This window comes from Agromyces molybdatiresistens, from assembly GCF_052748445.2.
In genome coordinates this window covers 2,219,763-2,243,190 of sequence record NZ_CM188258.1, presented here as the reverse complement: position 1 = coordinate 2,243,190, position 23,428 = coordinate 2,219,763, and the positions used below count along the sequence as shown (strand labels likewise).

At 71.5% G+C, this 23,428-nt stretch carries 20 protein-coding genes and 2 tRNA genes; 16 read left to right on the top strand and 6 right to left on the bottom strand.

What is annotated here, in order from left to right; translation table 11 throughout:
* From ACULK2_RS10370 to ACULK2_RS10355, 4 genes are all read left to right on the top strand, one after another.
* Nucleotides 1-1,521: an amidohydrolase gene (locus tag ACULK2_RS10370; RefSeq protein ID WP_445967170.1), complete on the top strand. Its 1,521-nt coding sequence runs from the start codon at nt 1-3 to the stop codon at nt 1,519-1,521.
* A 104-nt stretch (nt 1,522-1,625) separates the two neighbouring features.
* The gene (locus ACULK2_RS10365) at nt 1,626-3,194 is read left to right on the top strand and encodes a multicopper oxidase family protein (protein WP_445967169.1); all 1,569 of its coding nucleotides are present in this window, start codon (nt 1,626-1,628) and stop codon (nt 3,192-3,194) included.
* Nucleotides 3,178-4,587 carry a sensor histidine kinase gene (locus ACULK2_RS10360; RefSeq protein ID WP_445967168.1) on the top strand — a complete coding sequence of 470 codons (1,410 nt, stop codon included), beginning with the start codon at nt 3,178-3,180 and terminating at the stop codon, nt 4,585-4,587. The genes ACULK2_RS10365 and ACULK2_RS10360 overlap by 17 nt, the downstream gene beginning before the upstream one ends.
* Before the next feature lie 53 nt (nt 4,588-4,640).
* Nucleotides 4,641-5,252 (top strand): LuxR C-terminal-related transcriptional regulator, encoded by a 612-nt coding sequence (locus tag ACULK2_RS10355; RefSeq protein ID WP_501044998.1) that lies wholly within the window; start codon nt 4,641-4,643, stop codon nt 5,250-5,252.
* Nucleotides 5,253-5,280: 28 nt separating this feature from the next.
* On the opposite strand, the gene ACULK2_RS10350 is transcribed toward ACULK2_RS10355, so the two are convergent.
* Both ACULK2_RS10350 and ACULK2_RS10345 read right to left on the bottom strand, forming a co-directional pair.
* Nucleotides 5,281-5,994, bottom strand: coding sequence for a hypothetical protein (locus ACULK2_RS10350; RefSeq protein ID WP_445967166.1), 714 nt, complete (start codon nt 5,992-5,994; stop codon nt 5,281-5,283).
* A gap of 58 nt (nt 5,995-6,052) precedes the next feature.
* Entirely contained in the window at nt 6,053-6,556 is a 504-nt protein-coding gene (locus ACULK2_RS10345) for a Dps family protein (RefSeq protein ID WP_445967165.1), read from the bottom strand.
* Between the two features lie 398 nt (nt 6,557-6,954).
* Here ACULK2_RS10345 and ACULK2_RS10340 point away from each other — a divergent pair, with 398 nt between their 5' ends.
* Nucleotides 6,955-7,113, top strand: coding sequence for a hypothetical protein (locus tag ACULK2_RS10340; protein ID WP_445967164.1), 159 nt, complete (start codon nt 6,955-6,957; stop codon nt 7,111-7,113).
* 54 nt (nt 7,114-7,167) lie between these two features.
* On the opposite strand, the gene ACULK2_RS10335 is transcribed toward ACULK2_RS10340, so the two are convergent.
* Nucleotides 7,168-7,238 (bottom strand) — tRNA-Gly (locus ACULK2_RS10335).
* Between the two features lie 103 nt (nt 7,239-7,341).
* Complete coding sequence (locus ACULK2_RS10330) at nt 7,342-11,085, bottom strand: SCO7613 C-terminal domain-containing membrane protein (RefSeq protein WP_445967163.1); 3,744 nt, start codon at nt 11,083-11,085, stop codon at nt 7,342-7,344.
* Between the two features lie 198 nt (nt 11,086-11,283).
* Here ACULK2_RS10330 and ACULK2_RS10325 point away from each other — a divergent pair.
* The 6 genes from ACULK2_RS10325 (at nt 11,284) to clpX (ending at nt 16,292) form a co-directional block, all read left to right on the top strand.
* Nucleotides 11,284-11,358 (top strand) — tRNA-Pro (locus ACULK2_RS10325).
* 52 nt (nt 11,359-11,410) lie between these two features.
* On the top strand, nt 11,411-12,871 hold the full coding sequence (tig, locus tag ACULK2_RS10320; RefSeq protein WP_445967162.1) for a trigger factor: 1,461 nt from the start codon (nt 11,411-11,413) through the stop codon (nt 12,869-12,871).
* 113 nt (nt 12,872-12,984) lie between these two features.
* Nucleotides 12,985-13,491: a tetratricopeptide repeat protein gene (locus ACULK2_RS10315; RefSeq protein ID WP_445967161.1), complete on the top strand. Its 507-nt coding sequence runs from the start codon at nt 12,985-12,987 to the stop codon at nt 13,489-13,491.
* 107 nt (nt 13,492-13,598) lie between these two features.
* Nucleotides 13,599-14,183 (top strand): ATP-dependent Clp protease proteolytic subunit, encoded by a 585-nt coding sequence (locus tag ACULK2_RS10310; RefSeq protein WP_445967160.1) that lies wholly within the window; start codon nt 13,599-13,601, stop codon nt 14,181-14,183.
* Nucleotides 14,184-14,202: 19 nt separating this feature from the next.
* On the top strand, nt 14,203-14,874 hold the full coding sequence (locus ACULK2_RS10305; RefSeq protein ID WP_445967159.1) for an ATP-dependent Clp protease proteolytic subunit: 672 nt from the start codon (nt 14,203-14,205) through the stop codon (nt 14,872-14,874).
* Between the two features lie 140 nt (nt 14,875-15,014).
* Nucleotides 15,015-16,292 (top strand): ATP-dependent Clp protease ATP-binding subunit ClpX, encoded by a 1,278-nt coding sequence (gene clpX, locus ACULK2_RS10300; RefSeq protein WP_445967158.1) that lies wholly within the window; start codon nt 15,015-15,017, stop codon nt 16,290-16,292.
* 97 nt (nt 16,293-16,389) lie between these two features.
* Here the strand turns inward: clpX and sepH are convergent, their stop codons facing one another.
* Nucleotides 16,390-17,541 carry a septation protein SepH gene (gene sepH, locus ACULK2_RS10295; protein WP_445967157.1) on the bottom strand — a complete coding sequence of 384 codons (1,152 nt, stop codon included), beginning with the start codon at nt 17,539-17,541 and terminating at the stop codon, nt 16,390-16,392.
* A 193-nt stretch (nt 17,542-17,734) separates the two neighbouring features.
* On the opposite strand from sepH, the gene ACULK2_RS10290 reads away from it, so the two are divergent.
* Nucleotides 17,735-18,028 (top strand): DUF4193 domain-containing protein, encoded by a 294-nt coding sequence (locus ACULK2_RS10290; protein ID WP_129233012.1) that lies wholly within the window; start codon nt 17,735-17,737, stop codon nt 18,026-18,028.
* On the opposite strand, the gene ACULK2_RS10285 is transcribed toward ACULK2_RS10290, so the two are convergent.
* Nucleotides 18,025-18,489 (bottom strand): DUF3093 domain-containing protein, encoded by a 465-nt coding sequence (locus ACULK2_RS10285; protein WP_445967156.1) that lies wholly within the window; start codon nt 18,487-18,489, stop codon nt 18,025-18,027. The two genes, ACULK2_RS10290 and ACULK2_RS10285, sit on opposite strands and share 4 nt — an antisense overlap.
* A gap of 38 nt (nt 18,490-18,527) precedes the next feature.
* Between ACULK2_RS10285 and dut the strand changes: the two genes are divergently transcribed.
* The 4 genes from dut (at nt 18,528) to acnA (ending at nt 23,336) form a co-directional block, all read left to right on the top strand.
* Nucleotides 18,528-18,986 carry a dUTP diphosphatase gene (dut, locus tag ACULK2_RS10280; RefSeq protein WP_445967155.1) on the top strand — a complete coding sequence of 153 codons (459 nt, stop codon included), beginning with the start codon at nt 18,528-18,530 and terminating at the stop codon, nt 18,984-18,986.
* A complete protein-coding gene (locus ACULK2_RS10275; protein WP_445967154.1) occupies nt 18,983-19,603 on the top strand; it encodes a DUF3710 domain-containing protein in 621 nt (206 codons plus the stop codon). Before dut ends, ACULK2_RS10275 begins: the two co-directional genes overlap by 4 nt.
* Nucleotides 19,600-20,367, top strand: coding sequence for a DUF3159 domain-containing protein (locus tag ACULK2_RS10270; protein ID WP_445967153.1), 768 nt, complete (start codon nt 19,600-19,602; stop codon nt 20,365-20,367). The genes ACULK2_RS10275 and ACULK2_RS10270 overlap by 4 nt, the downstream gene beginning before the upstream one ends.
* Before the next feature lie 158 nt (nt 20,368-20,525).
* Nucleotides 20,526-23,336 carry an aconitate hydratase AcnA gene (acnA, locus tag ACULK2_RS10265; RefSeq protein ID WP_445967152.1) on the top strand — a complete coding sequence of 937 codons (2,811 nt, stop codon included), beginning with the start codon at nt 20,526-20,528 and terminating at the stop codon, nt 23,334-23,336.
* Nucleotides 23,337-23,428 lie beyond the last annotated feature (92 nt).

The following is a 23,428-nucleotide window of genomic DNA, read 5'->3' as shown; positions in this document are numbered from 1 at the left end:
ATGAGCGACCACCCGACCCCACGCGAATCGAGCGACCCGCTGGTCCTCGCCGGCGCGCGGCTGCCCGGCGAGGCGCTCCCCGTCGACCTCCACCTCGAGGGCGGGGTCGTGCGCAGCGTCGCACCGGCGGGCGCCATCGCGGCGCCGGGCGGTCGCCGCGTCGAGCTCGCCGGTCGCTGGGTCGTCCCGGGGCTGTGGGATCGCCACGTGCACCTCTCCCAGTGGGCGATGGTGTCGCGACGGCTCGACCTCGGCGGCGTCGAGTCCGCCGCCGCCGCCGCGGCGCTCGTTGCGGCGGCGGTCGCCCACGGCGCCGACGAGGTCGTCGGGTTCGGCTACCGTGACGGCCTCTGGCCCGACGCGCCGACGATCGACGCGCTCGACGCCGTCTCGGGCGAGGTGCCCGTCGTGCTCGTCGCGGCCGACCTGCATTCCTGCTGGGTGAATCGCGCCGCGGCGCGGCGGCACGCGCTCGCCGATGCGGCGGGCGGCAGCGGCGTGCTCCGCGAGGACGACTGCTTCCGGCTCGTCCGCGAGCTCGACGACCTGCCCGACGACGTGCTCGACGCCCGGGTCGCCGAGGCGTCCCGGGCGGCCGCGGCCCGCGGCGTGGTCGGCGTGGTCGATCTCGAGATGCGGTGGAACCGCGACGACTGGGCGCGGCGCGCCCGGCGCGGCGCCGATGCCCTCCGCGTGCGGTTCGGCGTCTACACGCGCGACCTCGGGCGCGCCGAGGCCGAGGGCCTCCGCACGGGCGACCCGATCGACGGCACCGGGGGCCTCGTGCGCGTCGGGCCGTACAAGGTCATCACCGACGGTTCGCTCAACACGCGCACCGCGTGGTGCGTCGACCCGTACCCCGGCCTCGGGCCCGACGAGCACCCGCACGGCCTCGTCAACGTCCCCTACGACGAGCTCGTGCCGCACCTGCGGCACGCCGAGCGCATCGGCCTCGCGCCCGCCGTCCACGCGATCGGCGACCGCGCCAACGAGCGCGCGCTCGACGCGCTCGAGGCGGTCAGGCCCGGCGGATGGTACGGGCAGGCCTCGATCGAGCACGCGCAGCTCCTCCGCCGCGGCGACCTCGAACGGTTCGCGACGCTCGGCGTGGTCGCGAGCGTGCAGCCCGAGCACGCCATGGACGACCGCGACGTCGCCGACCTGTACTGGGCGGGCCGCACCGACCGCGCGTTCATGCTGCGCGACCTCGAGGCCGCCGGGGTGGAACTCGCCCTCGGTTCGGACGCGCCGGTCGCGCCGCTCGACCCGTGGGTCGCGATCGCCGCAGCCGTCGGTCGCTCCCGCGGCGGACGCGAGCCGTGGCATCCGGAGCAGGCCATCGATGCGCGTGCCGCGCTCGCCGCCTCCACCGACGGCGCCGGCCCCGGCGTGCGCGAGGGCATGGCGGCCGACCTCGCCATCGTCGAGCTCGACCCGCTCGCCGCCTCCCTCGACGACCTGAGGCGGATGCCGGTTGCCGCGACCTTCCTCGCCGGCCGCGCGACGTACGACGCTCTCTGACCGACCTCCGGCGCACCCCCCCCGTCCGTCCGGGGGCGAACCCCCGGACGGATCCGGGAGGGCGTCGGCTGGGGTGGGCGGCACGCCGTCGCGAGGCTTGAGGCATGATCCGCCAGGACTCCCGATCCCGTCGCCCCGCCCGCACTCGAACGGGCCCCCGCCGACCGCGCGCTCTCGCCGTCACGGCCGCCTCGCTGGTCGTCGGCGCCGGCGTCGCCCTGGCCTTCTCGGGCTGCGGGTTCGTCGGCCCGGGCCAGGTCTCGACGATCGGCGACGTCGACTTCGACACCCCGATGCCGGTACCGCCGCTCGCCGGGTCGCGGGTCGACGCCGACGGCACCCGCGTCTTCTCGCTCGAGGCGCAGGCGGGCACGACCGAGTTCGCACCCGGGGCCCCGAGCGAGACGTGGGGCTTCGACGGCGCGTACCTCGGGCCCACGATCGTCGCCGATCGCGGCGAGCGGGTGCGCGTGGACGTCACGAACTCCCTCGACGAGGCGACCAGCGTGCACTGGCACGGCATGCACCTGCCCGCGGAGATGGACGGCGGGCCGCACCAGGCCGTCGAGCCCGGCGCCACGTGGTCGCCCGAGTGGGAGATCGACCAGCGGGCCGGCACCCTCTGGTACCACCCGCACCCGCACGGCGAGACCGAGCAGCACGTCGCGCGCGGCCTGGCGGGCGTGTTCCTCGTCCGCGACGACGCCGAGTCGGCGCTGCCGCTGCCTCGCGAGTACGGCGTCGACGACCTGCCCGTCATCGTCCAGGACGCCGCATTCTCCGACGACGGCCGGCTCGAATCGTCCGCGACCGGCTTCGCCGGACGGCTCGGCGACGAGCTCATCGTGAACGGCGCCCGCGCTCCGTACGCCGTGGTGGAGGACGAGGTCGTGCGGCTGCGCCTCATCAACGCCTCGACCGCCCGCACCTACGCCTTCGGGTGGGAGGACGAGCGGCCGGTCGACGTCATCGCGACCGACGGCGGCCTGCTCGGGGCATCCGTCGCCCTCGACCGCGTCGTGCTCTCGCCCGGCGAACGCGCTGAGGTGCTCGTGCGGCTGACGCCAGGGGAGGAGCTGCGCCTCCAGTCGGTGATGACGCCCGAGGCGGCCGGCCTCCAGCCGGCCATCGCGTCGATGAACGGCGCGACCGACGCGTTCGACGTGCTCGAGCTGCGCGCCGCCGACCGGCTCGACCCGGCGCCCGACGTGCCCGAGCGGCTCGCGGAGCAGCCGCCCGTCGGCGCCGAGGACGTCGTCACGACGCGCACGTTCCGACTCGACGGGTTCGAGATCAACGGCCGCACGATGCGGATGGACCACGTGGACGAGACCGTCACGGTCGGCACGACCGAGCGCTGGATCGTGGAGAACGTCAGCGAGATGCCGCACAGCTTCCACGTGCACGACGTGCAGTTCCGGCTCGAGGCGATCGACGGCGCACCGCCTCCCGCCGAGCTCGCCGGCTGGAAGGACACCATCCTCGTCCGCCCGGGGAGCCGGTACGAGCTCATCCTTCGCTTCGAGGACTACGCCGACCCCGACACGCCGTACATGTACCACTGCCACCTGCTGATGCACGAGGACCAGGGGATGATGGGCCAGTTCACCGTCGTCGAGCCGGGTCGGCGTGCGACGATGACCGAGGAGACCGACCATGACCACGCTCACTGACCCCGCCGTGCCCGGCGCCGCCGACGCCGCGACGGATGCCGTGCCCCGCCGCCGCGGCTACGGTCGCCTCTGGGCGGGCCTGCCGCGCGAGCTCGGCTACCTGCTCCTCGGATTCCCGGTGGCGATCGTCGCGTTCGTCACCCTCGTCACGCTGTTCTCGATCGGGGTGAGCCTGCTCGTCGTCGTCGTCGGGCTCGCGATCGTCGTCGCCTCGCTGTACACGGCGCGCGGGTTCGGCGTCTTCGAGCTCGTCCGGCTCGAGTGGGCCGGGCGACCGGCGATCCGCCGACCCCGATGGGATCGCCCGGTGATCGCCGGCGACGGACCGTGGCGCGCGTTCTTCGCGCCGTTCGTCGACGGGCACTACTGGCTGTACCTGCTGCATGGCATGGTCGTCGCCCCGATCGTCTCGCTGTTCAGCTGGACGGTGACGATCGTGTGGCTCGCGATCGCGCTCGGCGGAGTGACCTACTGGATCTGGGCGGTCTTCCTCCCGAACGACTCGCGCGACGTCTGGCCGGCCGAGTGGCTCCTCGACCGCATCGCGCCGGGCACATCCGACACGCTCGCCCTCGACCCCCTCGTACTCGAGTCGATCGCGCAGTTCGTCCTCGGCGCGGTCTTCCTCCTCACCCTGCCGCTCATCGCCGCCGGACTCACATGGGTGCACGACGCCATCGGTCGCGGCATGCTCGGCGCGTGGCGATCCGAGGCGCTCGAGCGCCAGGTCGAGCAACTCGCCGCTTCGCGCGGCGCAGCCGTGCAGGCCGAGGACGCCGCCCTGCGGCGACTGGAGCGCGACATCCACGACGGCCCGCAGCAGCGGCTCGTGCGCCTGCAGATGGACCTCGCGGCCATCGAGCGAAAGCTCGACGCCGATCCGGAGGCCGCGAAGGGCCTCCTCGGCGAGGCGCGCGACCAGGCGCGCGACACGCTCGACGAGCTGCGGGCGCTCTCCCGAGGGTTCGCGCCGCCGCTGCTGCAGGACCGCGGGCTGGCGAGCGCGCTCGAGTCGCTCGCGGGTCGCAGCCCGGTACCCGTCCAGCTCGAGTGGCTGCTGCCGACGGATGCCGCGCTGCCGGCCGCCATCGAGCGCAACGCCTACTTCATCGCCGCCGAACTGCTGACGAACGCGGTGAAGCACTCGGGTGCGAGCGCCATCCGCCTCCGCGTCGCCCAGCGCGACACGGGTGCGACCGGCTTCTGGCTCGATCTCTGGGTCACGGACAACGGGCACGGCGGCGCGACCGCACTACCGGGTCACGGCCTCGCCGGCCTCGACGAGCGGGTGCGGGGACTCGGCGGCGTGCTGCTCGTCGACAGCCCGCCCGGCGGGCCGACCGTGATCGGCGCCCACTTCCCGTTCACGCCGGTCGATAGGGTGTCCGCGTGAGCGACACCACCCGGCCCGACCGCCCGATCCGCGTCGTCCTCGCGGAGGACTCGATGCTCCTCCGCGAGGGGCTCGTGCGCCTCTTCGACGAGGCCGGGTTCGAGACGGTCGGCGCCTACGGCGATGCCGAGGCGCTCCTCGCCGACCTCGAGACGGCAGAACCGGATGTCGCGGTGCTCGACGTGCGCATGCCGCCGACCTTCCGCGACGAGGGCGTCCGGGCCGCGATCGAGCTCCGGCGACGCCGACCCGGCACCGGGGTGCTCCTCCTCAGCCAATACGTCGAGGGAACCTACGCGCACGAGCTCCTGTCGTCGGCCGACGGCGGCATGGGGTACCTCCTGAAGGATCGCGTCGCGTCGCTCGACGACCTGCAGGACGCCGTGCTCCGCATTCGCGACGGCGGCACCGTGCTCGACCCGCAGGTCGTGCGCGAACTGCTCGCCCGCCGCGGGGATCCGCTCGCCTCGCTCACGCCGCGCGAGCGCGAGGTGCTCGAGCTGATGGCCGAGGGGCGTACCAACGCCGGCATCGCTTCGCAGCTCTTCATCGGCGTCGGCGCCGTGGAGAAGAACGTGACCGCCATCTTCCAGAAGCTCGGACTCGAGGACTCAGGCACCGACCACCGGCGCGTGCTCGCGGTGCTCGCCTGGATGCGGCGGTAGCCGCCGGCATCCGGTCGGGCGCCTCGTCTCACCGGCTGGTCCGCAGCGGGGAGTGGACCCGGAACACGGCGACGTATCCGCGATACCCGATCACCGTCCACGCGGCGATCCACCCGATTCCGGCGATCACGCCGAGCGTCACCGCCAGCCACGCCGGGCCATCGAAGGCGAGCACGATGCCGCCGAGGAACAGCCCGAACACGGCCGCCTCGACGACGGTGATGATCATCGCCGAGCTCGCGAGCATCTGGCCGGTCCGCGGGGTGAACGCATAGTAGGTGCGGTGCACGCCCGACTCGTCGTCGTCCGCTGACGAGACCAGGTAGGGGGCGATGCCCGGATCGAGGTCGAGGTACGCACCGCGGAGCCGGTTCATGGCGATCACGTACATCAGGTCGTCGAGCGACGCGTTGAACGTGCGCATCTGGGTGATCAGGCCGAGGACCACGAGCAGCAGGAGCACCCCGAGAGCAGCGACGCCGAACCACCCCTGGAACCGCGTGGCGTTCCCGAGGACGCCCAGGGTGACCAGCCCGGCCGACACGAGTGTCAGGAAGATCGCGATCCTCGTGAGCACCTCGCTCTGCGTGGTGCTGCGGGTCGCCAGGAGACTCCAGTGCTCGGTCGCGAGCATCTGCGCGCGGAGGGACTTCTGCGCGTCCGTCAGGGCCCCGTCTGCCGCAGCCGAGGTCGTTGCATCGGCCGGCGGCAGGGACGGGTCGGGCCCGGGAGCTTCCGCCATGACGGCATTCTGCACCCGGGCCCGCTCGCCCGCACCCCTCGGTGCGGTACTGCTCCGTCTACTTCACGCTGACGTGGGCGGCGAGGAACCAGCGGTCCTTGTCCAGCCCCTGCCGGATCGCGATCGCGACGTCCTGGCTCGCGGGGTCGAGCTCCTCGAGCCCGTCGATGGCGGCGTTCACGCGTGCCGTGGCGACGTCGATCTGCGCGACCACGTCGGCGATGGTGTCGTCGGACTGCTTGAACCCGGCCTTCGGATTCGCCGCGTCGGTCTCCGAGGCGATGGTCGCCAGACGTGCGTCGATGGGAAGCCCCAGTGCGACGACGCGCTCGGCGGCGAGGTCGGCCCACTCCTGCGCATGGTCGACGACCGTGTCGAGGAACTCGTGGACCTCGAGGAAGTCGCGGCCGCGCACGTTCCAGTGCGCCTGCTTGCCGTTGATGGCGAGCACGGTCAGCTCGTGCACGAGCGGCGTGAAGAACTGCGAGACGCCCGACGCGACCTCGGGGTCGGCGCCGCTCATCGGCGCCTTGGACTTCGCTGCGGTCTTCGAGTCGGTCATGTGGTCCCCTTCCACTCGTTCCGTACGGATGCCACGGTAGGGCCAACGCGCCTCGATGTCGCCGGATTCCCCGCCGACTCGCAGGGGCTTGACACTCCGAGTGCTTCGGCGCTTCAGCATCGTCGTCCGCGCCCACGCTCCTGCTCGCGCGCGGACACCACCCGGTACGCAGGCACCGCGACCGGCACCGGCAACCCGAACGCGTTCGAGACCCTGCTGGCCCTGTACGGCATCGCCCAGAACGGGCTGCCGTACAATCCCACCACCCAGGGCAAGATCGAACGCCTCTGGCAGACGCTGAAGAAGCACCTTGGAGCGCATAGGACCCGAACCTCTGGCGAGTCCGCTACGACCGGGTCGACCCCGGCGGGAAAGTCTCACTCCGCTACGCCAACCGGATGCTGCACCTCGGCATCGGCCGACCCCACGCCGGCACCGACGTCATCGTGCTCATCCACAACACCGAAGCGACCGTGATCGACCCTGACGGCACCATCCTCAGTGAACACCGAATCGACCCAGAACGGACCTACCAACCAGCAACGAAAAACGGCTGAACCCGCGTCATCCGCGGGTTCAGCCGTTCACGATGTCGTGAGACATCACAACGGAGGGGATGACGGGAATCGAACCCGCACCATCAGTTTGGAAGACTGAGGCTCTACCATTGAGCTACATCCCCGAGCGCCCGCAGGCGGGCACCCGATCATCGTACACGGCGGCCGGCCCGTGATCGTGCACGACGTCGCCGACCAGGTGCGCCGGCGCCGGAAGCTCTCCGTCGATCAGCGGAGCGCCGCGATGCTCCGCAACATGCCTCGCGCCAGGCGCATCTGCCGCTCGTATGTCGCGGCGATCGCGATCAGCAGTGCGCCGGCGATCCCGAGCCACAGCCACCACCAGACGGCCTCGTACAGGCGCGTGATCCATGGCCAGAGCTGCGCGACGGCGTGCAGGAGCAGCACGCCGCCGCCCAGGAGCAGCGGCGCCTGCAGCCGGAACACCGCGCCGGCGACGACGACCACGACTGCGGCCACACCGAGCGCGACGAGACGCCAGAGCACCGGATCGGTCCAGTCGGCGATGAGCGCTGGGACGAGCAGCACCGCGAGCCCGGGGCCGAGCGTCGGCCAGCTGCCCTGGTCGGGCGAACGACGGAGGCGGAGGGCCCCGGCGGCGACGAGCACCGCGCCGATCGGCACGGTGACCAGGTCGAACGGATCGACCGCACCCGTGCCGAGAGCGAGTCCGCCGACCATCACGGCCACGGCCATGCTCGTCCAGCCGAGCACGGGCCCGCCGAACGGACGGGTTCGGACGGCCGTGCTGAGTACGTGCGCGGCCCCGACGACGAGCAGGAGCACCAGCGCTCGCGTATCGGCATCGAGACCGCCGGCGATCGCGAGCGTGGTCGGCGCCGCGGCGGCTGTCAGGGACGCCGCGAGCGCCGCCTCGGCGGCGCCGGGCGGTTCGACCCGGTCCCGAACCCACAGCAGGCTCGCCACGAGTCCGATCGTCAGGGCGATCACCGGCCAGAACTCGACCGGGAGGTCGCCGGGGCTGCCCGTGGCGATCGCCGAGCCTCGAACGAGCGCCGCGCCCGTCGCAGCCGCCCATCCGGTGCCGACGACGAGCATGCGGATGGGGACGCCGCGCTCGAGGTCGGGGGTGAAGCTCCCGGCTATCACGAGCACCGCGCCCGTCGCGACGAGCACGAGCGTTCGCAGCTCGGACTCGCCCGTCAGGGCGACGCTCGGCAGGACCGCCACGGCGGCCGCTGCGCCGAGGAGCGCAGTGCGCCCTGCGGCGGTCGAGTCGGGGGCGGCGCGCCTCCAGATCAGCAGCCCCGCCGACACCAGCAGCCCGGCGGCGAGCGGGAGCGTGTACGGCTCGACGTCGTCGACGCCGCGTTCGACCGTCCATGCCCAGACGGTCCCGACGCCGAGCACGAGCGATCCCCACGACGCGTGCACCGCAGGCGACGGCCCCGCGATCGGATCTCCGAACAGCGTGGCGATGAGCACGGGCACCGGAGTCAGCAGGAGGAGGACGAGCCAGGCCTCGTCGGGCGGAACGGCGCCCGACACTCCGACGACGGCGGCGACCACGGTGAGTGCGCCGGTGACGATCCCCGACGCCCGCCTGAGGAGCGGCTCCACCGGCAACGCGACGAGCGAGACGCCGACGGCCGCGAGCACGCCGGCCGCGATTCCGATCGCGACGTTCCCGCTGTCGAGCTCCGCGCTCAGGCCGGCACCCGCGAACACCGCCGCGAGCGGGATGCCCGCGGCGAACAGCACCCTCATGGGCAGGAGGTCCGAACGGACCCAGACGAGTCCGACCGCGGCGAGCGCGATGGCCGGAGCCCACGCCCACGGCGTGAAGGCCGTCACGGCGAGCCAGGTCGTTCCGATCATCGCACCGGCGAAGAGTGCGGATCCGGCGGTCAGGCGATCATCGTGCGGGAGACGGCGTGCAGCGGCGAGCACGCCGAGCGCGAGCGTCGCGACCACGGCGGCGAGGAAGGCGGGTTCGTCCCACGGAGTGGGGACCGGCACGCCGGAGGCGGCTGCCCGGCTCGGGTAGGCCACCGTGGCGAGCAGCGCCACGAGCGACGCAGCGATCACGTGCAGCACCCGCACCGTCGGCGCGGCGACCCGGGTCACCCGATCGGTGAGGAGGCGCCCCGCGATCGTCAGTGCGAACACCGTCGGCACCGCCCACCACCAGAGGCTCGTCTCGGCATTCGCGACCAGCCACGCGAGCGCAGCGGCGGGGATCCCGCCGGCCGCCAGGGTGGGGACCGCGCCGGTGACGCGCCGCACCACGGGGACCGGGGCCGCCGCGAGCGAGGTCGCGGCGACGACGAGGAGTCCCGTCGTCGCGGCCGCCACGGTGGGCATGAGCACCGCGGCGGCGAGTCCGGTCGCGAGCGCGGTCGCGATCGCCGTCGCGGCGAACCGGCGCAGTCGGCCGGTCAGGGCGAGGACGACCACGAGCGCGAGGGTTGCGATCCCGAGTGCGAGCACGGCACCCCAGGCCTCGGCGGGCAGGTCCCGCGCCGCGGGCGAGCCGGGCGCCCGCGACCCCACCGCGTCCGCCGTCAGCGATCCGAGGCCGCCCAGCGCGACGACGAGCGCCGGGAGCGTCGCGACGACCGCGATCGTGCACGCGGTGAGGAGTGCGGGGAGCGCGTCCCGACGCAGGGCGCGGACCCTCGTCGCCGCCGCGAGCGTGCAGGCCACGAGTGCCGCGAGCCCCGGTGCGAGCCACACGGAGGTTGCGGTCGACCGTTCGAGCGCGACGCCGAGGACGAACGCGAGCGGGACGCTGAGGCCCACTGCGACGGAGGAGAGCATCCGCCATCCGCTGGGGCCGGTCGCGGACGACGGCATCGAGACGAGGACGACGATCCAGGCTCCAGCGACCGCGAGGAAGGACCAGGTCGTCCCGAACTCGACCGAGGGGAGCGCCCACGCGGCGGATGCGAGTGCGATCCCGCCGCCGGCGAAACCGAAGGTGCGCACGATGGTCCGCTCGGACTCGGGACGGATGAACCGAGATGCCGCGCCGACGAGCGCGAGCGCGATCCCGCCCGTCCAGAGGCCGGTGGCGACCTCGTCGTCGGGAGCGATGGCGAAGGCGCCGATGAACACACCGGCAGGTGCGAGCGCCGACGCGGCGAGCCTCGGCAGCCGCAGGCGGCTGATGATCCCTGCGCCGGCGAGGACCGCCGCGACGACGAGCAGTGCCACGCCCCAGTAGGCCGTCGCGTCGACGCGGTCGGCCCCGAAGAGGCCGTTCACCTGGATGATCCAGGCATCGAGGACGAGCAGGACCGCGCCGACGGCCGACACGCCCTCGGCGGTGCCGGGGAGGCGTCGTGCCCGCAGGAACCACGCGAGGACCAGGACGATCACGCTCACCATCGCGGTGATGAGCGAGCGCATCTCGAGGTCGGCGACGACGAACGCGAAGAAGAGGAAGACCATCGCGGCGACGGAGAGCAGCACGACCCCGAGCGTGAGCAGCAGCAGCTGGACCCCGGACCGGCGGGGAGCCTCCGGGGTCGCGGCGATCGGTTCCCCGGCGAGGTCGGAGCCACCGGGAATCGCGCCCGCAGGCGGCAGCGGCTGGGCCGGCACGGCCGTCGGCGGGAACCCGATCGCAGACGGCCGCGCCGCCGCGGCCGCGGTCACCGCCGACGGCGCGCCCACCGGAGGCGGTGCGATCGGCACCTCGATCGATGACACGACTCCCGTCGCCAGTGTCGCCGCAGTCGGTACCGCCTGCTCCGCCCGCATCCGCGTGATGATCGACTGCCGATCGAGCTCGGCCTCGCGAACCCGCGCACCCGCGGCGAGCAGGTCGGTCGCCGCGGCGACGTCGAGCCGGAGCCCGCAGACGGCGCAGCTGGCGCCGAGGAGGCGCGAGAAGCAGGCGGGGCAGAGCGTCGTGTCGGTGAGCTGGGAGGGATCGCCCGGCCATCGACGCAGGTCGGGCGCGGCGGGGCGCGACGGGTCGGTCATGGGCACACTCTGACACCGCGAGGGAACCGGGCACCATAGGGGACGGCACTGAGCGAGTTCTCCACAGGCCGCGCGCGCGGGTCGATCCGACGCATCGGGCGCACGGCGGCGCGTGCAGTAGACTTTCCCGGGTCCATCCGCGCTTCGAACGTGCTCACGCGCGCCGTCGCGGCGGACCGGCGAGTCAAGCCGGCGACTCGGGGCGTAGCTCAGCTTGGCTAGAGCGCCCGCTTTGGGAGCGGGAGGTCGCAGGTTCGAATCCTGTCGCCCCGACGAGTCGCATCGGCTCGACCACGTACTTCCACCAAACAGGAGAAACTTCCCCATGCCGACCACTTCGGTTGAGAAGCTGAGCCCGACGCGCGCCAAGCTCACCATCTCGGTGACGCCCGAGGAGCTGAAGCCCAGCATCGCCCACGCCTACGAGCACATCGCCGAGCAGATCAACGTGCCCGGCTTCCGCAAGGGCAAGGTGCCCGCGCCCGTCATCGACCAGCGCGTCGGCAAGGGCGCCGTCCTCGAGCACGCGGTCAACGAGGGCCTCGACGGCTTCTACCGCGCCGCCGTCACCGAGCACGAGCTCCGCCCGCTCGGCCGCCCGTCGGCCGACATCGTCGAGTGGCCGAACGAGAAGGACTTCTCGGGCGACCTGCTCCTCTCGATCGAGGTCGACGTCCGCCCCGAGATCGAGCTGCCCGCGTACGCGGGCCTCGAGCTGACCGTGGACTCGGTCGAGGTCGCCGACGATGAGGTCGCCGCCGAGCTCGAGCGCCTCCGCAGCCGGTTCGGCACGCTGATCACCGTCGACCGCCCGGCGAAGACGGGTGACTTCGTGACCCTCGACCTCGTGGCGATGATCGAGGAGACCGAGGTCGACACCGCGAGCGGCGTCTCCTACGAGCTCGGCTCGGGCGAGCTGCTCGAGGGTATCGACGAGGCGCTCGACTCGCTCACCGCCGGTGAGACCACGACGTTCTCGTCGAAGCTGCTCGGCGGCGACCACGAGGGCGAGACGGCCGAGATCACCGTCACGGTCACCGCCGTCAAGGAGCGCGAGCTCCCCGAGGCCGACGACGACTTCGCGCAGATCGCGAGCGAGTTCGACACGCTCGACGAGCTGACCGCGAGCCTCAAGGAGCAGGTCGCGAAGAACAAGTCGTTCGGCCAGGGCACCCAGGCACGCGACCTCCTCGTCGACAAGCTCCTGGAGCTCGTCGAGGTCCCGGTCGCCGACAGCGTCATCGAGGACGAGGTGCACCGCCACCTCGAGTCCGAGGGTCGCCTCGAGGACGACGAGCACCGCGCCGAGGTCACCGAGGCGAGCACCAAGGCCTTCAAGACCCAGATCGTGCTCGACGCGATCGCCGAGGCCGAGAAGGTCCAGGTCAGCCAGGAGGAGCTCACCCAGTACCTCGTGCAGGGCGCCGCGCAGTACGGCATGGACCCGAACGAGTTCGTCCAGGTCCTGAGCCAGAACGGCCAGATCCCGGCCATGGTCGGCGAGGTCGCGCGCAACAAGGCGCTCGCGATCGCGCTCGGCAAGGCGAAGGTCGCGGATGCCGCGGGCAACGCGGTCGACCTCTCCGAGTTCACCGCCGTGGCGGACGACGCAGCCGAGGAGGCGCCCGACCAGGCCGCCGCCGAGGCGGCTCCGGCCGAGGAGAAGAAGCCGGCGCGCAAGCGCACCACCAAGAAGGCCGCCGAGGAGGCGCCCGCCGAGGAGGCGGCAGCCGAGGAGAAGGAGCCCGCGCGCAAGCGCACCACCAAGAAGGCCGACGCCGAGTAGATCGCCGGTCGGATTCGACGGGGCCGGGCAGCACTGCCCGGCCCCGTCGCCGTCTCCCGGCGCGCGGAAGCGACGCGGGGTGCACCCGGGCGGGCGCATCAGGAGGAGGAACGATGGACGACTGGCAGCGCCGCGTGGACGACGTCTGGAACGCGGCATCCGCCCTGGACGATCGCGAGGTGATCGCCCGGATCGACGCGCTCGTCGCAGAGTTGCCCGCCGACGACCCGCGCGGGCCGTTCGAGGCGGCCGGCGCCCGGGACTCCGCCGGCCTCGAGGAGGAGGCCGAGCCGCGCTACCGGCGCGCGCTCGACCTCGGCCTCTCCGGCCGAGCCCGCGTCGAGGCGCACATCCAGCTGGCCTCGACGATCCGCAACCTCGGCCGACCCGAGGAATCCCTCGCGCTGCTCGACGCCGTCGGCGCCGACGCGGGCGACCTCGCCGACGCGGTCGCGGCATTCCGCGCGCTCGCGCTCGCCTCGACCGGTGCGACGGATGCCGCGGCATCCGTTGCGCTCGTCGCACTCGCGCCGCACCTCACGCAGTACCGGCGCGCGGTCGACGCGTACGCGCGCGAACTGACGGCCCCTCCGGAGGCCGAGCCGCGCACCGGGGCCTGACGAGCTGCGCCGCGGCGCGGCATCCGCCGACGGCGAACAGCCCCGTTCCCGCGTGTTGCACCGGATAGATTCGTGACAACGAAGGCAACGGAAACGGAGCGAAATCCATGGCCGAACCGACACTGCAGCCCAGTGTGTTCGATCGACTGCTGAAGGACCGCATCATCTGGCTCGGCTCCGAGGTGCGCGACGACAACGCGAACGAGATCGCCGCGAAACTGCTGCTCCTCGCCGCGGAGGATCCCAAGAAGGACATCTACCTCTACATCAACTCGCCCGGCGGGTCGATCACGGCGGGCATGGCCATCTACGACACGATGCAGTTCGTCCCGAACGACATCGTGACCGTCGGCATCGGCATGGCGGCCTCGATGGGGCAGTTGCTCCTCACCGCCGGGACGAAGGGCAAGCGCTACATCACCCCCAACGCGCGCGTGCTGCTCCACCAGCCGCACGGCGGCTTCGGCGGCACGGCGAGCGACATCCAGACGCAGGCGCAGCTCATCCTCGACATGAAGAAGCGCCTCGCCGAGATCACGGCGGCGCAGACCGGCAAGACGGTCGAGCAGATCAACCGCGACGGCGACCGCGACCGCTGGTTCTCCGCGCAGGAGGCGCTCGAGTACGGCTTCGTCGACCACATCCGCGAGTCGGCGCTCGACGTGTCGGGCGGCGGCGGGACCCAGGCGTAGGAAGAGAGAGACAGTGAGTATGAACATCCCGTCCTTCGGCGGCACCGCCTTCTCGGGCGGCATGCAGGCCCCGGGCTCGCGATACATCCTGCCGAGCTTCGAGGAGCGAACGGCCTACGGCTACAAGCGGCAGGACCCGTACGCGAAGCTGTTCGAGGACCGCATCATCTTCCTCGGCGTCCAGGTCGACGACGCGTCGGCCGACGACATCATGGCCCAGCTGCTCGTGCTCGAGTCGATGGACCCCGACCGCGACATCATGATGTACATCAACTCGCCGGGCGGCTCGTTCACCGCGATGACGGCGATCTACGACACGATGCAGTACATCCGTCCGCAGATCCAGACCGTCGTCCTCGGCCAGGCCGCGTCGGCGGCGGCCGTGATCGCCGCGGCGGGCACGCCGGGGCGTCGTCTCGCGCTGCCGAACGCGCGCGTGCTGATCCACCAGCCCGCGATGGGCGAGGCGGGCCACGGGCAGGCCTCCGACATCGAGATCCAGGCCGCGGAGATCATGCGCATGCGCACCTGGCTGGAGGAGACGCTGTCCCGTCACTCCAACCGAACGATGGAGCAGGTGAACACCGACATCGACCGCGACAAGATCCTGTCCGCCGAGGAGGCCCGCGAGTACGGCCTCATAGACCAGGTGCTCACGTCGCGGAAGACGCTGCCGGCGCTGAGCCGGTAGTCCTGACGGACTCCGGAGGGGCGGGTGCGGATGACGCATCCGCCCCTCGTCATGTCGTTTCCGCCAAACCGTGGCGGATCGGCCCCGAGCGGCGCCCGTCGGGCTAGGCTCGGAACAGAGTCGGTTCGAGGGAGGAAGCGATGGCACGCATCGGGGAGAGCGCTGACCTCTTGAAGTGCTCCTTCTGCGGCAAGAGCCAGAAGCAGGTGCAGCAGCTCATCGCCGGGCCCGGCGTGTACATCTGCGACGAGTGCGTCGAACTCTGCAACGAGATCATCGAGGAGCGCCTGGCCGAGGCCGGGGAGCCCGAGTCGGGCGAGTTCGAGCTGCCCAAGCCGAAGGAGATCTTCGGCTTCCTCGAGGAGTACGTGATCGGCCAGGAGGCCGCCAAGCGCGCCCTCGCCGTCGCGGTCTACAACCACTACAAGCGCGTGCGCGCGAAGGCCGCGATCACGCCCGCCGACCGGGCGCACGACGACGTCGAGATCGCGAAGTCGAACATCCTGCTGATCGGCCCGACCGGGTGCGGCAAGACCTACCTGGCCCAGACGCTCGCGAAGCAGTTGAACGTGCCCTTCGCGGTGGCGGATGCCACGGCGCTGACCGAGGCCGGATACGTCGGGGAGGACGTCGAGAACATCCTCCTGAAGCTCATCCAGGCCGCCGACTACGACGTCAAGCGCGCCGAGACCGGCATCATCTACATCGACGAGGTCGACAAGATCGCCCGCAAGGCCGAGAACCCCTCGATCACGCGCGACGTGTCGGGCGAGGGCGTGCAGCAGGCGCTCCTCAAGATCCTCGAGGGGACCGTGGCCTCCGTGCCCCCGCAGGGCGGTCGCAAGCACCCGCACCAGGAGTTCATCCAGATCGACACGACGAACGTGCTGTTCATCGTGGCGGGCGCCTTCGCCGGCCTGGAGGAGATCATCTCCTCGCGCGCGGGTAAGCGCGGCATCGGATTCGGGGCCCCGTTGCACTCCAAGCAGGACGAGGCGGAGCTCTTCAGCGAGGTCCTGCCGGAGGACCTGCACAAGTTCGGGCTGATCCCCGAGTTCATCGGCCGCCTGCCCGTGGTGGCGACCGTGACCCCGCTCGACCGTACGGCGCTCATGGAGATCCTGACCGAGCCGCGCAACGCCCTCGTCAAGCAGTACCAGCGCATGTTCGAGCTCGACGGCGTCCAGCTCGACTTCGATCATGCGGCGCTCGAGGCGATCGCCGATCTCGCGGTGCTCCGGCAGACGGGTGCGCGCGGCCTCCGCGCGATCATGGAGGAGGTGCTCGGGCCGATCATGTTCGAGGTGCCGTCCTCGACCGGCGTGGCCCGGGTCGTCGTCACCAAGGAGACGGTCATCGACAACGCCGCGCCGACCATCGTCCCGTCGAAGCCGCGTCGCGCCGAGAAGTCCGCCTGACCCGCGGGCCGGTGGTCAGGCAGGCCGTGCTCGCCGCGGAGACCACGGCGCTCGGCTGACGCGGATCGGCCCAGTCGGGCAACGTCTCGGCGCTCGGCTACGCCAGGTCGTCGTCGCTGCGGGCGCCGAAGACGATCTCGTCCCAGCTGGGCATCGCTGCGCGACCCTTCTTCGGCCGGCTCGCCTGGCCGGACTTGCCGCCCCAGAGGGCTCGCGCCGCAGCGCCGGCTCGCTGCTGGACCTCGGTGTCGTCGTCGACGATCTCGGCGTCGGCCGCTGCGTGGGAGTCCGTGCGCTCTCCGCCCTTCCGCGACGGACCGGGGGCCGGATGGGCGACGGGTGCGGCCGGAGCGCTCGGTGCCGGGGCCGGCCGGTCGGCGACCACGCCGACCTCGCGCTCCCCGCGTCGGCGTCGGAGCGCTTCGAGCAGGTCGGCGGTCTCGCCCGTCGGCGGCGCAGGCTCATCCGCGCGCTTGATGGCGGCGCGCGCCACCGCGGCGCTCGAGGCGGACGGCGCGGCCCCTGAGGCCGACCCGTTCGGTGCCGGTGCCGGCCGGGGCATGCTGAGTTCGGGCTGCGGGGCCGTGTCGTCGTTCGCCGTGTCGGTGGCGTCGAACGTGAACGCGCCGCTGTCGAAGCGCGACGACTCGTCGACGGAGACGGAGACCGCGCGCAGGCGCGGGATCATGCCGCCGCGCACCTCGCCCTGCTTCGACAGGGTCGTCGCGTCGGCGTTCTGCGGGTGCAGCGCCTGCTTGCGGGGCTCGAACGACCAGCGGGCGTCGTGATCGATGCCGTCGGCGGTGAACTCGAGCTTGACCATCCAGCCGCGTTCCTCGTCCTTCCAGCTCGCCCAGCGTTCGCCGTGCGCGCCGAGGCCGGCGAGTCGCTCACGGACCATGGTGCCGAACGACGTGGGCTCAGCGCCCTCGGCGACCTCGCCGTGGGTCGGGACCGCGAGCGCCGAGGTCACCATGTGTTCGCGCTCGGCGATCACGGGGCCTTCGAACCGGCGGATGTACTCGACCGACGCGCCCGTGAGGTCGGCGACCTCCTCGGCCGACAGCCCGGAGCGGATGTGCGACTGCACCTCGCGCGGCGAGAGCTTGGGTCCCGTGTGCGTCTCCGGCACCGCCTGGCGGATGCGGGACTGCAGCACCTCGTCGACCTCGATCCGGAATCGCGCCCCGTCGTCCGAGGCCGCGATGAGGGCGCCGCTCTCGACCCCGATCACCTTGAGTTCCTGCATGGCGAGAAGCCCTTCCGTGCCCTTGATCTCCGCCCAAGGATGCCACGCGCCATCGGTCGGCGCTGGGAATACGCCGGGCGTGCCGTGAGTTGTGCATTCAACCGGATCGGTGGGCGCCGGATGGTTTGCTTACGCACTTGATTTCGTGCAGACTATGCCCGCCGAATCCTCGGCAATGGAAAAAAGGATGGGAATGGCAACGGATTACGACGCGCCACGGAAGACCGAAGACGACTCCGAGTCGATCGAGGCCCTCAAGGAGCGCGTGCCCGACAAGATGTCGGGAAGCGTCGACGTCGAGGACGCCGATAACCCCGGCAGCTTCGACCTGGCGGGAGCCGACCTGTCCGACGTCGAACTCGACGTCGTCGTGCTGCCGCCGCAGGCGGACGAATTCACCTGCGTCAGCTGCTTCCTCGTGAAGCACCGTTCGCAGATCGACCACGAGACCAAGCTCGGGCCGATCTGCCTGGAGTGCGCCGCCTAGGCAGGCTCCCCACTGACACGAGGCCGTCGCGATCCGTTGATCGCGGCGGCCATCTCGTGTGGATGGCGCGTCGAGACGAGCCAGTACGGCGCGGGATCCGCGGCATCCGTGATCGGCACCCGGACGACGTCCTTGATCCAGCCCCGGATCACGAGGAACGCACGCGCATCGAGGCCGGTGCCCCGCTCCGTCCGGGCGGCCTCGCCCTCGGCGGGGATCGCCTCGCCGGTCAGCTCGAGCGGGACCTCCGCGCGCCCGGCGCGGAGCCGCCCGTCGGCGACCTCGATCACGGGCGACGTCAGGGTGAGGGAGCCCGCGACGGCGACGTACAGGATGACGCCCGTCGCGATGCCGGCCGGCAGCGAGACCGGGGCGAGCACGAGGATGCTCGCGGGCACGAGCAGCAGGCTGGAGAGGTAGATCCAGGGCGTCGGCCAGAGCCGTTCGCGGTAGTCGGGCATGGCACTATCCCACCAGACTTCTGCACTACCCTCGAACGGTGACCGATTCCGTCGATGTGCTGATCACGGCCGACCACGTCCCCTCCTACGCTCATCCGGGCGATGCCGGGGCCGACCTCCACGCCGCCGAGCCCGTGGTGCTCCAGCCGGGGGAGCGCGCCACCGTCGGCACGGGCGTCGCGATCGCGCTGCCTGACGGCTACGTCGCCTTCGTGGTCCCGCGATCCGGCCTGGCGTTCAGGCACGGCATCACCATCGTGAACGCGCCGGGAACGGTCGATGCCGGCTATCGCGGCGAGATCAAGGTCGCACTGCTGAACACCGACGCCCGTGAGTCGTACCGGATCGAGGCGGGCGACCGGATCGCCCAGCTGGTGGTCATGCCGGTGAGCCGTGCGCGGTTCGTCGAGGTCGAGAAGCTGCCCGGGAGCCTTCGCGGCGAAGGCGGATTCGGGTCAACCGGATTCCGGGCGAACCAGTCAGGAGCACGCGCGTGAGCGACATCGAGAACATCGACGACATCCCCGTCAACCACCCCAAGTCCGCACCGGAGGACCGGGCGACGAACGGCCCGCTCGACGAGTCGGAGGCGAACCCGGTCCGGCCCTACGTCGACCTCGGCGGAGTCAAGGTCCTGCCCCGGGAGGGACTGCACCTCCGCCTCGAGGTCGAGGAGGGCACCAAGCGCGTCGTCGCGGTCGGCCTCGACTACGCGAACTCGACCCTGCAGGTCCAGCCGTTCTCGGCGCCGCGTTCGAGCGGCCTGTGGCACGAGATCCGCGACCAGATCGCCGACCAGATCGCGCGCCAGGGCGGCACCACCCAGGTGCGCGAGGGCACGTTCGGGCCGGAGCTGCTCGCCCAGATCCCGGTGACGACCGCCGACGGCCAGGCCGGCCGGATGCGGCTCGCGCGATTCATCGGCGTCGACGGCCCGCGCTGGTTCCTCCGCGGCGTCATCGCGGGGGAGGCCGCGGCCGATCCCGCCGCGGCGGCGAAGGTCGAGGACCTCTTCCGCTCGATCGTGGTCGTGCGCGGCAACACCCCGATGCCGCCCCGCGACCTGATCCCGCTGCGCATGCCGGCTCCGTCATCGGGCGGTCAGCCCGCGTGAGCGAGGACCACTCCGCCGACCGCACGGGCCGCGAGCGCGAGGGCGAGGTCGCCGGTCCTGCGAACGACGAGCCGGATGCCGCGTCGGGCGAGTTCGGCCGGCAGCTCGCCGCCGCTGCCGAGAAGTCCGGGCTCGGCCGGATCGCCCGTGACGAGACCCTGACGCCCGCCGACCTCGTCGGTGCGCTCGGCGGGATCCGCGGGCTCGCGGAGGCGATCCTGCCCGGCCTCGTGTTCCTCGTCGTCTACACGTTCACGCGCGAGCTCGGCTGGGCGCTCGGCGCCTCGCTCGGGCTCGCGATCGTGTTCACGGCCGTGCGACTGGTCACGCGGAGCCAGCCGACGCAGGCCATCGCCGGCCTGATCGGCGTCGCGGCATCCGCTGCGCTCGCGCTCTGGACGGGCCGGGCCGAGGACAACTACGTCATCGGCTTCTACACGAACGCCGCGTACGCCGTCGCGATCCTCATCTCGCTCCTCGTCCGCTGGCCGTTGGTGGGACTCATCGTCGGGTTCCTCATGGGCGACGGCACCGCGTGGCGCGAGGAGCGGCGGAAGTACCGCGCGATGCAGTTCCTGACCGTCGTGTGGCTCGGCATGTTCGTCGCGCGCCTGGTCGTCCAGGTGCCGTTCTACTTCGCGGGCAATGTCGAGGCGCTCGGTGCGACCCGACTGCTCATGGGCGTGCCGCTGTACGCACTGCTGCTGGTGTTCTCGTGGCTGGTCGTGCGTGCCGTGTACCCGGCGAAGCCCGCCTCCGAGTGATACAGTTATCTCGACATCAAGATAAATCACGGGTGCCGCCGGCAGCCTGTCGGCGGGCGACGCGGTTGGGCTAGCCTTGCTGGGGCGGCCCGCGGCGAACCACCGCGGGCGACGCCGGGAACGGCCGCTTCCGTGGCATCCGCGAAGGAGAGGACATCGTGTCTGCAGTGAACAGTTTCGGGGCGAAGGACACGCTCCAGGTCGGGGACGCCTCCTACGAGATCTACCGGATCGACACCGTCGCCGGGCACGAGAAGCTCCCGTTCAGCCTGAAGGTGCTGCTCGAGAACCTGCTCCGCACCGAGGACGGTGCGAACGTCACCAAGGAGCAGATCGAGGCGCTCGGCTCGTGGGTCCCGACGGCCGATCCCGACACCGAGATCCAGTTCACGCCGGCGCGCGTGGTGATGCAGGACTTCACCGGCGTGCCGTGCATCGTCGATCTCGCAACGATGCGCGAGGCAGTCGTCGCCCTCGGCGGCGACCCGAACAAGATCAACCCGCTCTCCCCGGCGGAGATGGTCATCGACCACTCGGTCATCGCCGACCTCTTCGGCAGCGAGAACGCCCTCCAGCGCAACGTCGAGATCGAGTACGAGCGCAACGGCGAGCGCTACCAGTTCCTCCGCTGGGGCCAGACGGCGTTCGACGACTTCAAGGTCGTCCCGCCGGGCACCGGCATCGTGCACCAGGTCAACATCGAGCACCTCGCGAAGGTCATCTACGACCGCGACGTGGACGGCGTGACCCGCGCCTACCCCGACACCTGCGTCGGCACCGACTCGCACACGACGATGGTCAACGGCCTCGGCGTCCTCGGCTGGGGCGTCGGCGGCATCGAGGCCGAGGCCGCCATGCTCGGCCAGCCGGTGTCGATGCTCATCCCCAAGGTCGTCGGCTTCAAGCTGTCCGGCTCGATCCCCGCCGGCGTCACCGCGACCGATGTCGTGCTCACCATCACCGACATGCTGCGCAAGCACGGCGTGGTCGGCAAGTTCGTGGAGTTCTACGGCTCGGGCGTGGCATCCGTGCCGCTGGCGAACCGCGCGACCATCGGCAACATGAGCCCCGAGTTCGGCTCGACGGCCGCGATCTTCCCGATCGACGATGTCACCGTCGACTACCTGCGCCTCACCGGCCGGAGCGAGGAGCAGCTCGCGCTCGTCGAGGCCTACGCCAGGACGCAGGGCCTCTGGCACGACGCCGCGAACGAGCCCGACTACTCGGAGTACCTCGAGCTCGATCTCGCCACCGTCGTCCCGTCGATCGCCGGTCCGAAGCGACCGCAGGACCGCATCGTCCTGTCGGAGGCGAAGTCGCAGTTCGAGAAGGATCTCACGAACTACGCCGACGTCGAGCACGACCTGGTCGACCTCGAGATCTCCGAGTCGTTCCCGGCGTCCGACCCGCCGAGCAACACCCCCGAGGACGAGCACAGCCACCACGTGCACCACCACCACAGCCACGCTCCGAAGTCGGCGTCCAAGCCGACCAAGGTGCAGTCGGCGGATGGCGGGAGCTACACGCTCGACCACGGCGCCGTGACGATCGCGGCGATCACCTCGTGCACCAACACGTCGAACCCGTCCGTCATGCTCGCCGCGGGCCTCCTCGCCCGCAACGCGGTCAGGAAGGGCCTGAAGGCCAAGCCGTGGGTGAAGACCACGCTCGCCCCCGGCTCGAAGGTCGTCACCGACTACTACGAGAAGGCCGGCCTCACGCAGGACCTCGAGGACCTCGGCTTCTACACGGTCGGCTACGGCTGCACCACCTGCATCGGCAACTCGGGCCCGCTCATCGAGGAGGTCTCGGCTGCGGTGCAGCAGAACGACCTCGCCGTGACCGCGGTGCTCTCGGGCAACCGCAACTTCGAGGGCCGCATCAACCCCGACGTGAAGATGAACTACCTCGCGAGCCCGCCGCTCGTGATCGCGTACTCGCTCGCCGGGTCGATGAACTTCGACTTCGAGACCGACCCGCTCGGCACCGACGGCGAGGGCAACCAGGTCTTCCTCAAGGACATCTGGCCGGACGCGTCCGAGGTCCAGGCGACGATCGACTCGTCGATCGACAAGGACATGTTCGACAAGCAGTACTCGAGCGTGTTCGAGGGCGACGAGCGCTGGCGCACACTGCCGACGCCGACCGGCGCGACCTTCGAGTGGGACGCCGAGTCGACGTACGTGCGCAAGCCCCCGTACTTCGACGGCATGACCATCGAGACGACGCCCGTGAGCGACATCGCCGGCGCGCGCGTGCTCGCGAAGCTCGGCGACTCGGTCACGACCGACCACATCTCGCCGGCCGGCTCGATCAAGGCCGACAGCCCCGCGGGACGGTACCTCACCGACCACAGAGTCGACCGGAAAGACTTCAACTCCTACGGCTCGCGTCGCGGCAACCACGAGGTCATGATCCGCGGCACGTTCGCGAACATCCGCCTGAAGAACCAGCTCCTCGACGGCATCGAGGGCGGCTACACGCGCGACTTCACGCAGGCCGGCGGCCCGCAGTCGTTCATCTACGACGCGTCGATGAACTACCAGGCGCAGGGCACCCCGCTCGTGATCTTCGGCGGCAAGGAGTACGGCTCGGGCTCGAGCCGCGACTGGGCCGCGAAGGGCACGAACCTGCTCGGCGTGAAGGCCGTCATCACCGAGAGCTTCGAGCGCATCCACCGCTCGAACCTCATCGGCATGGGCGTCGTGCCGCTGCAGTTCCCCGCGGGTGAGTCGGCCGACTCGCTCGGCCTCGACGGCACCGAGATCGTCTCGATCACCGGCCTCGAGCAGCTGAACGAGGGCGTCACGCCGAAGACCGTCCGCGTCACGGCCGAGCCCAGCGAGTTCTCGCCCGAGGGCAAGCAGACGGTCGAGTTCGACGCGGTCGTCCGCATCGACACGCCCGGAGAGGCCGACTACTACCGCAACGGCGGCATCCTGCAGTACGTGCTCCGCAGCCTCGTCTGACGACGGCACGCGACGGGGGCGGCGGGCTTCGGCTCGCCGCCCCCGGTCTCTGCCGGGGCTCCCAGCTCGCCCGGCGTACACTCGAACGAAAC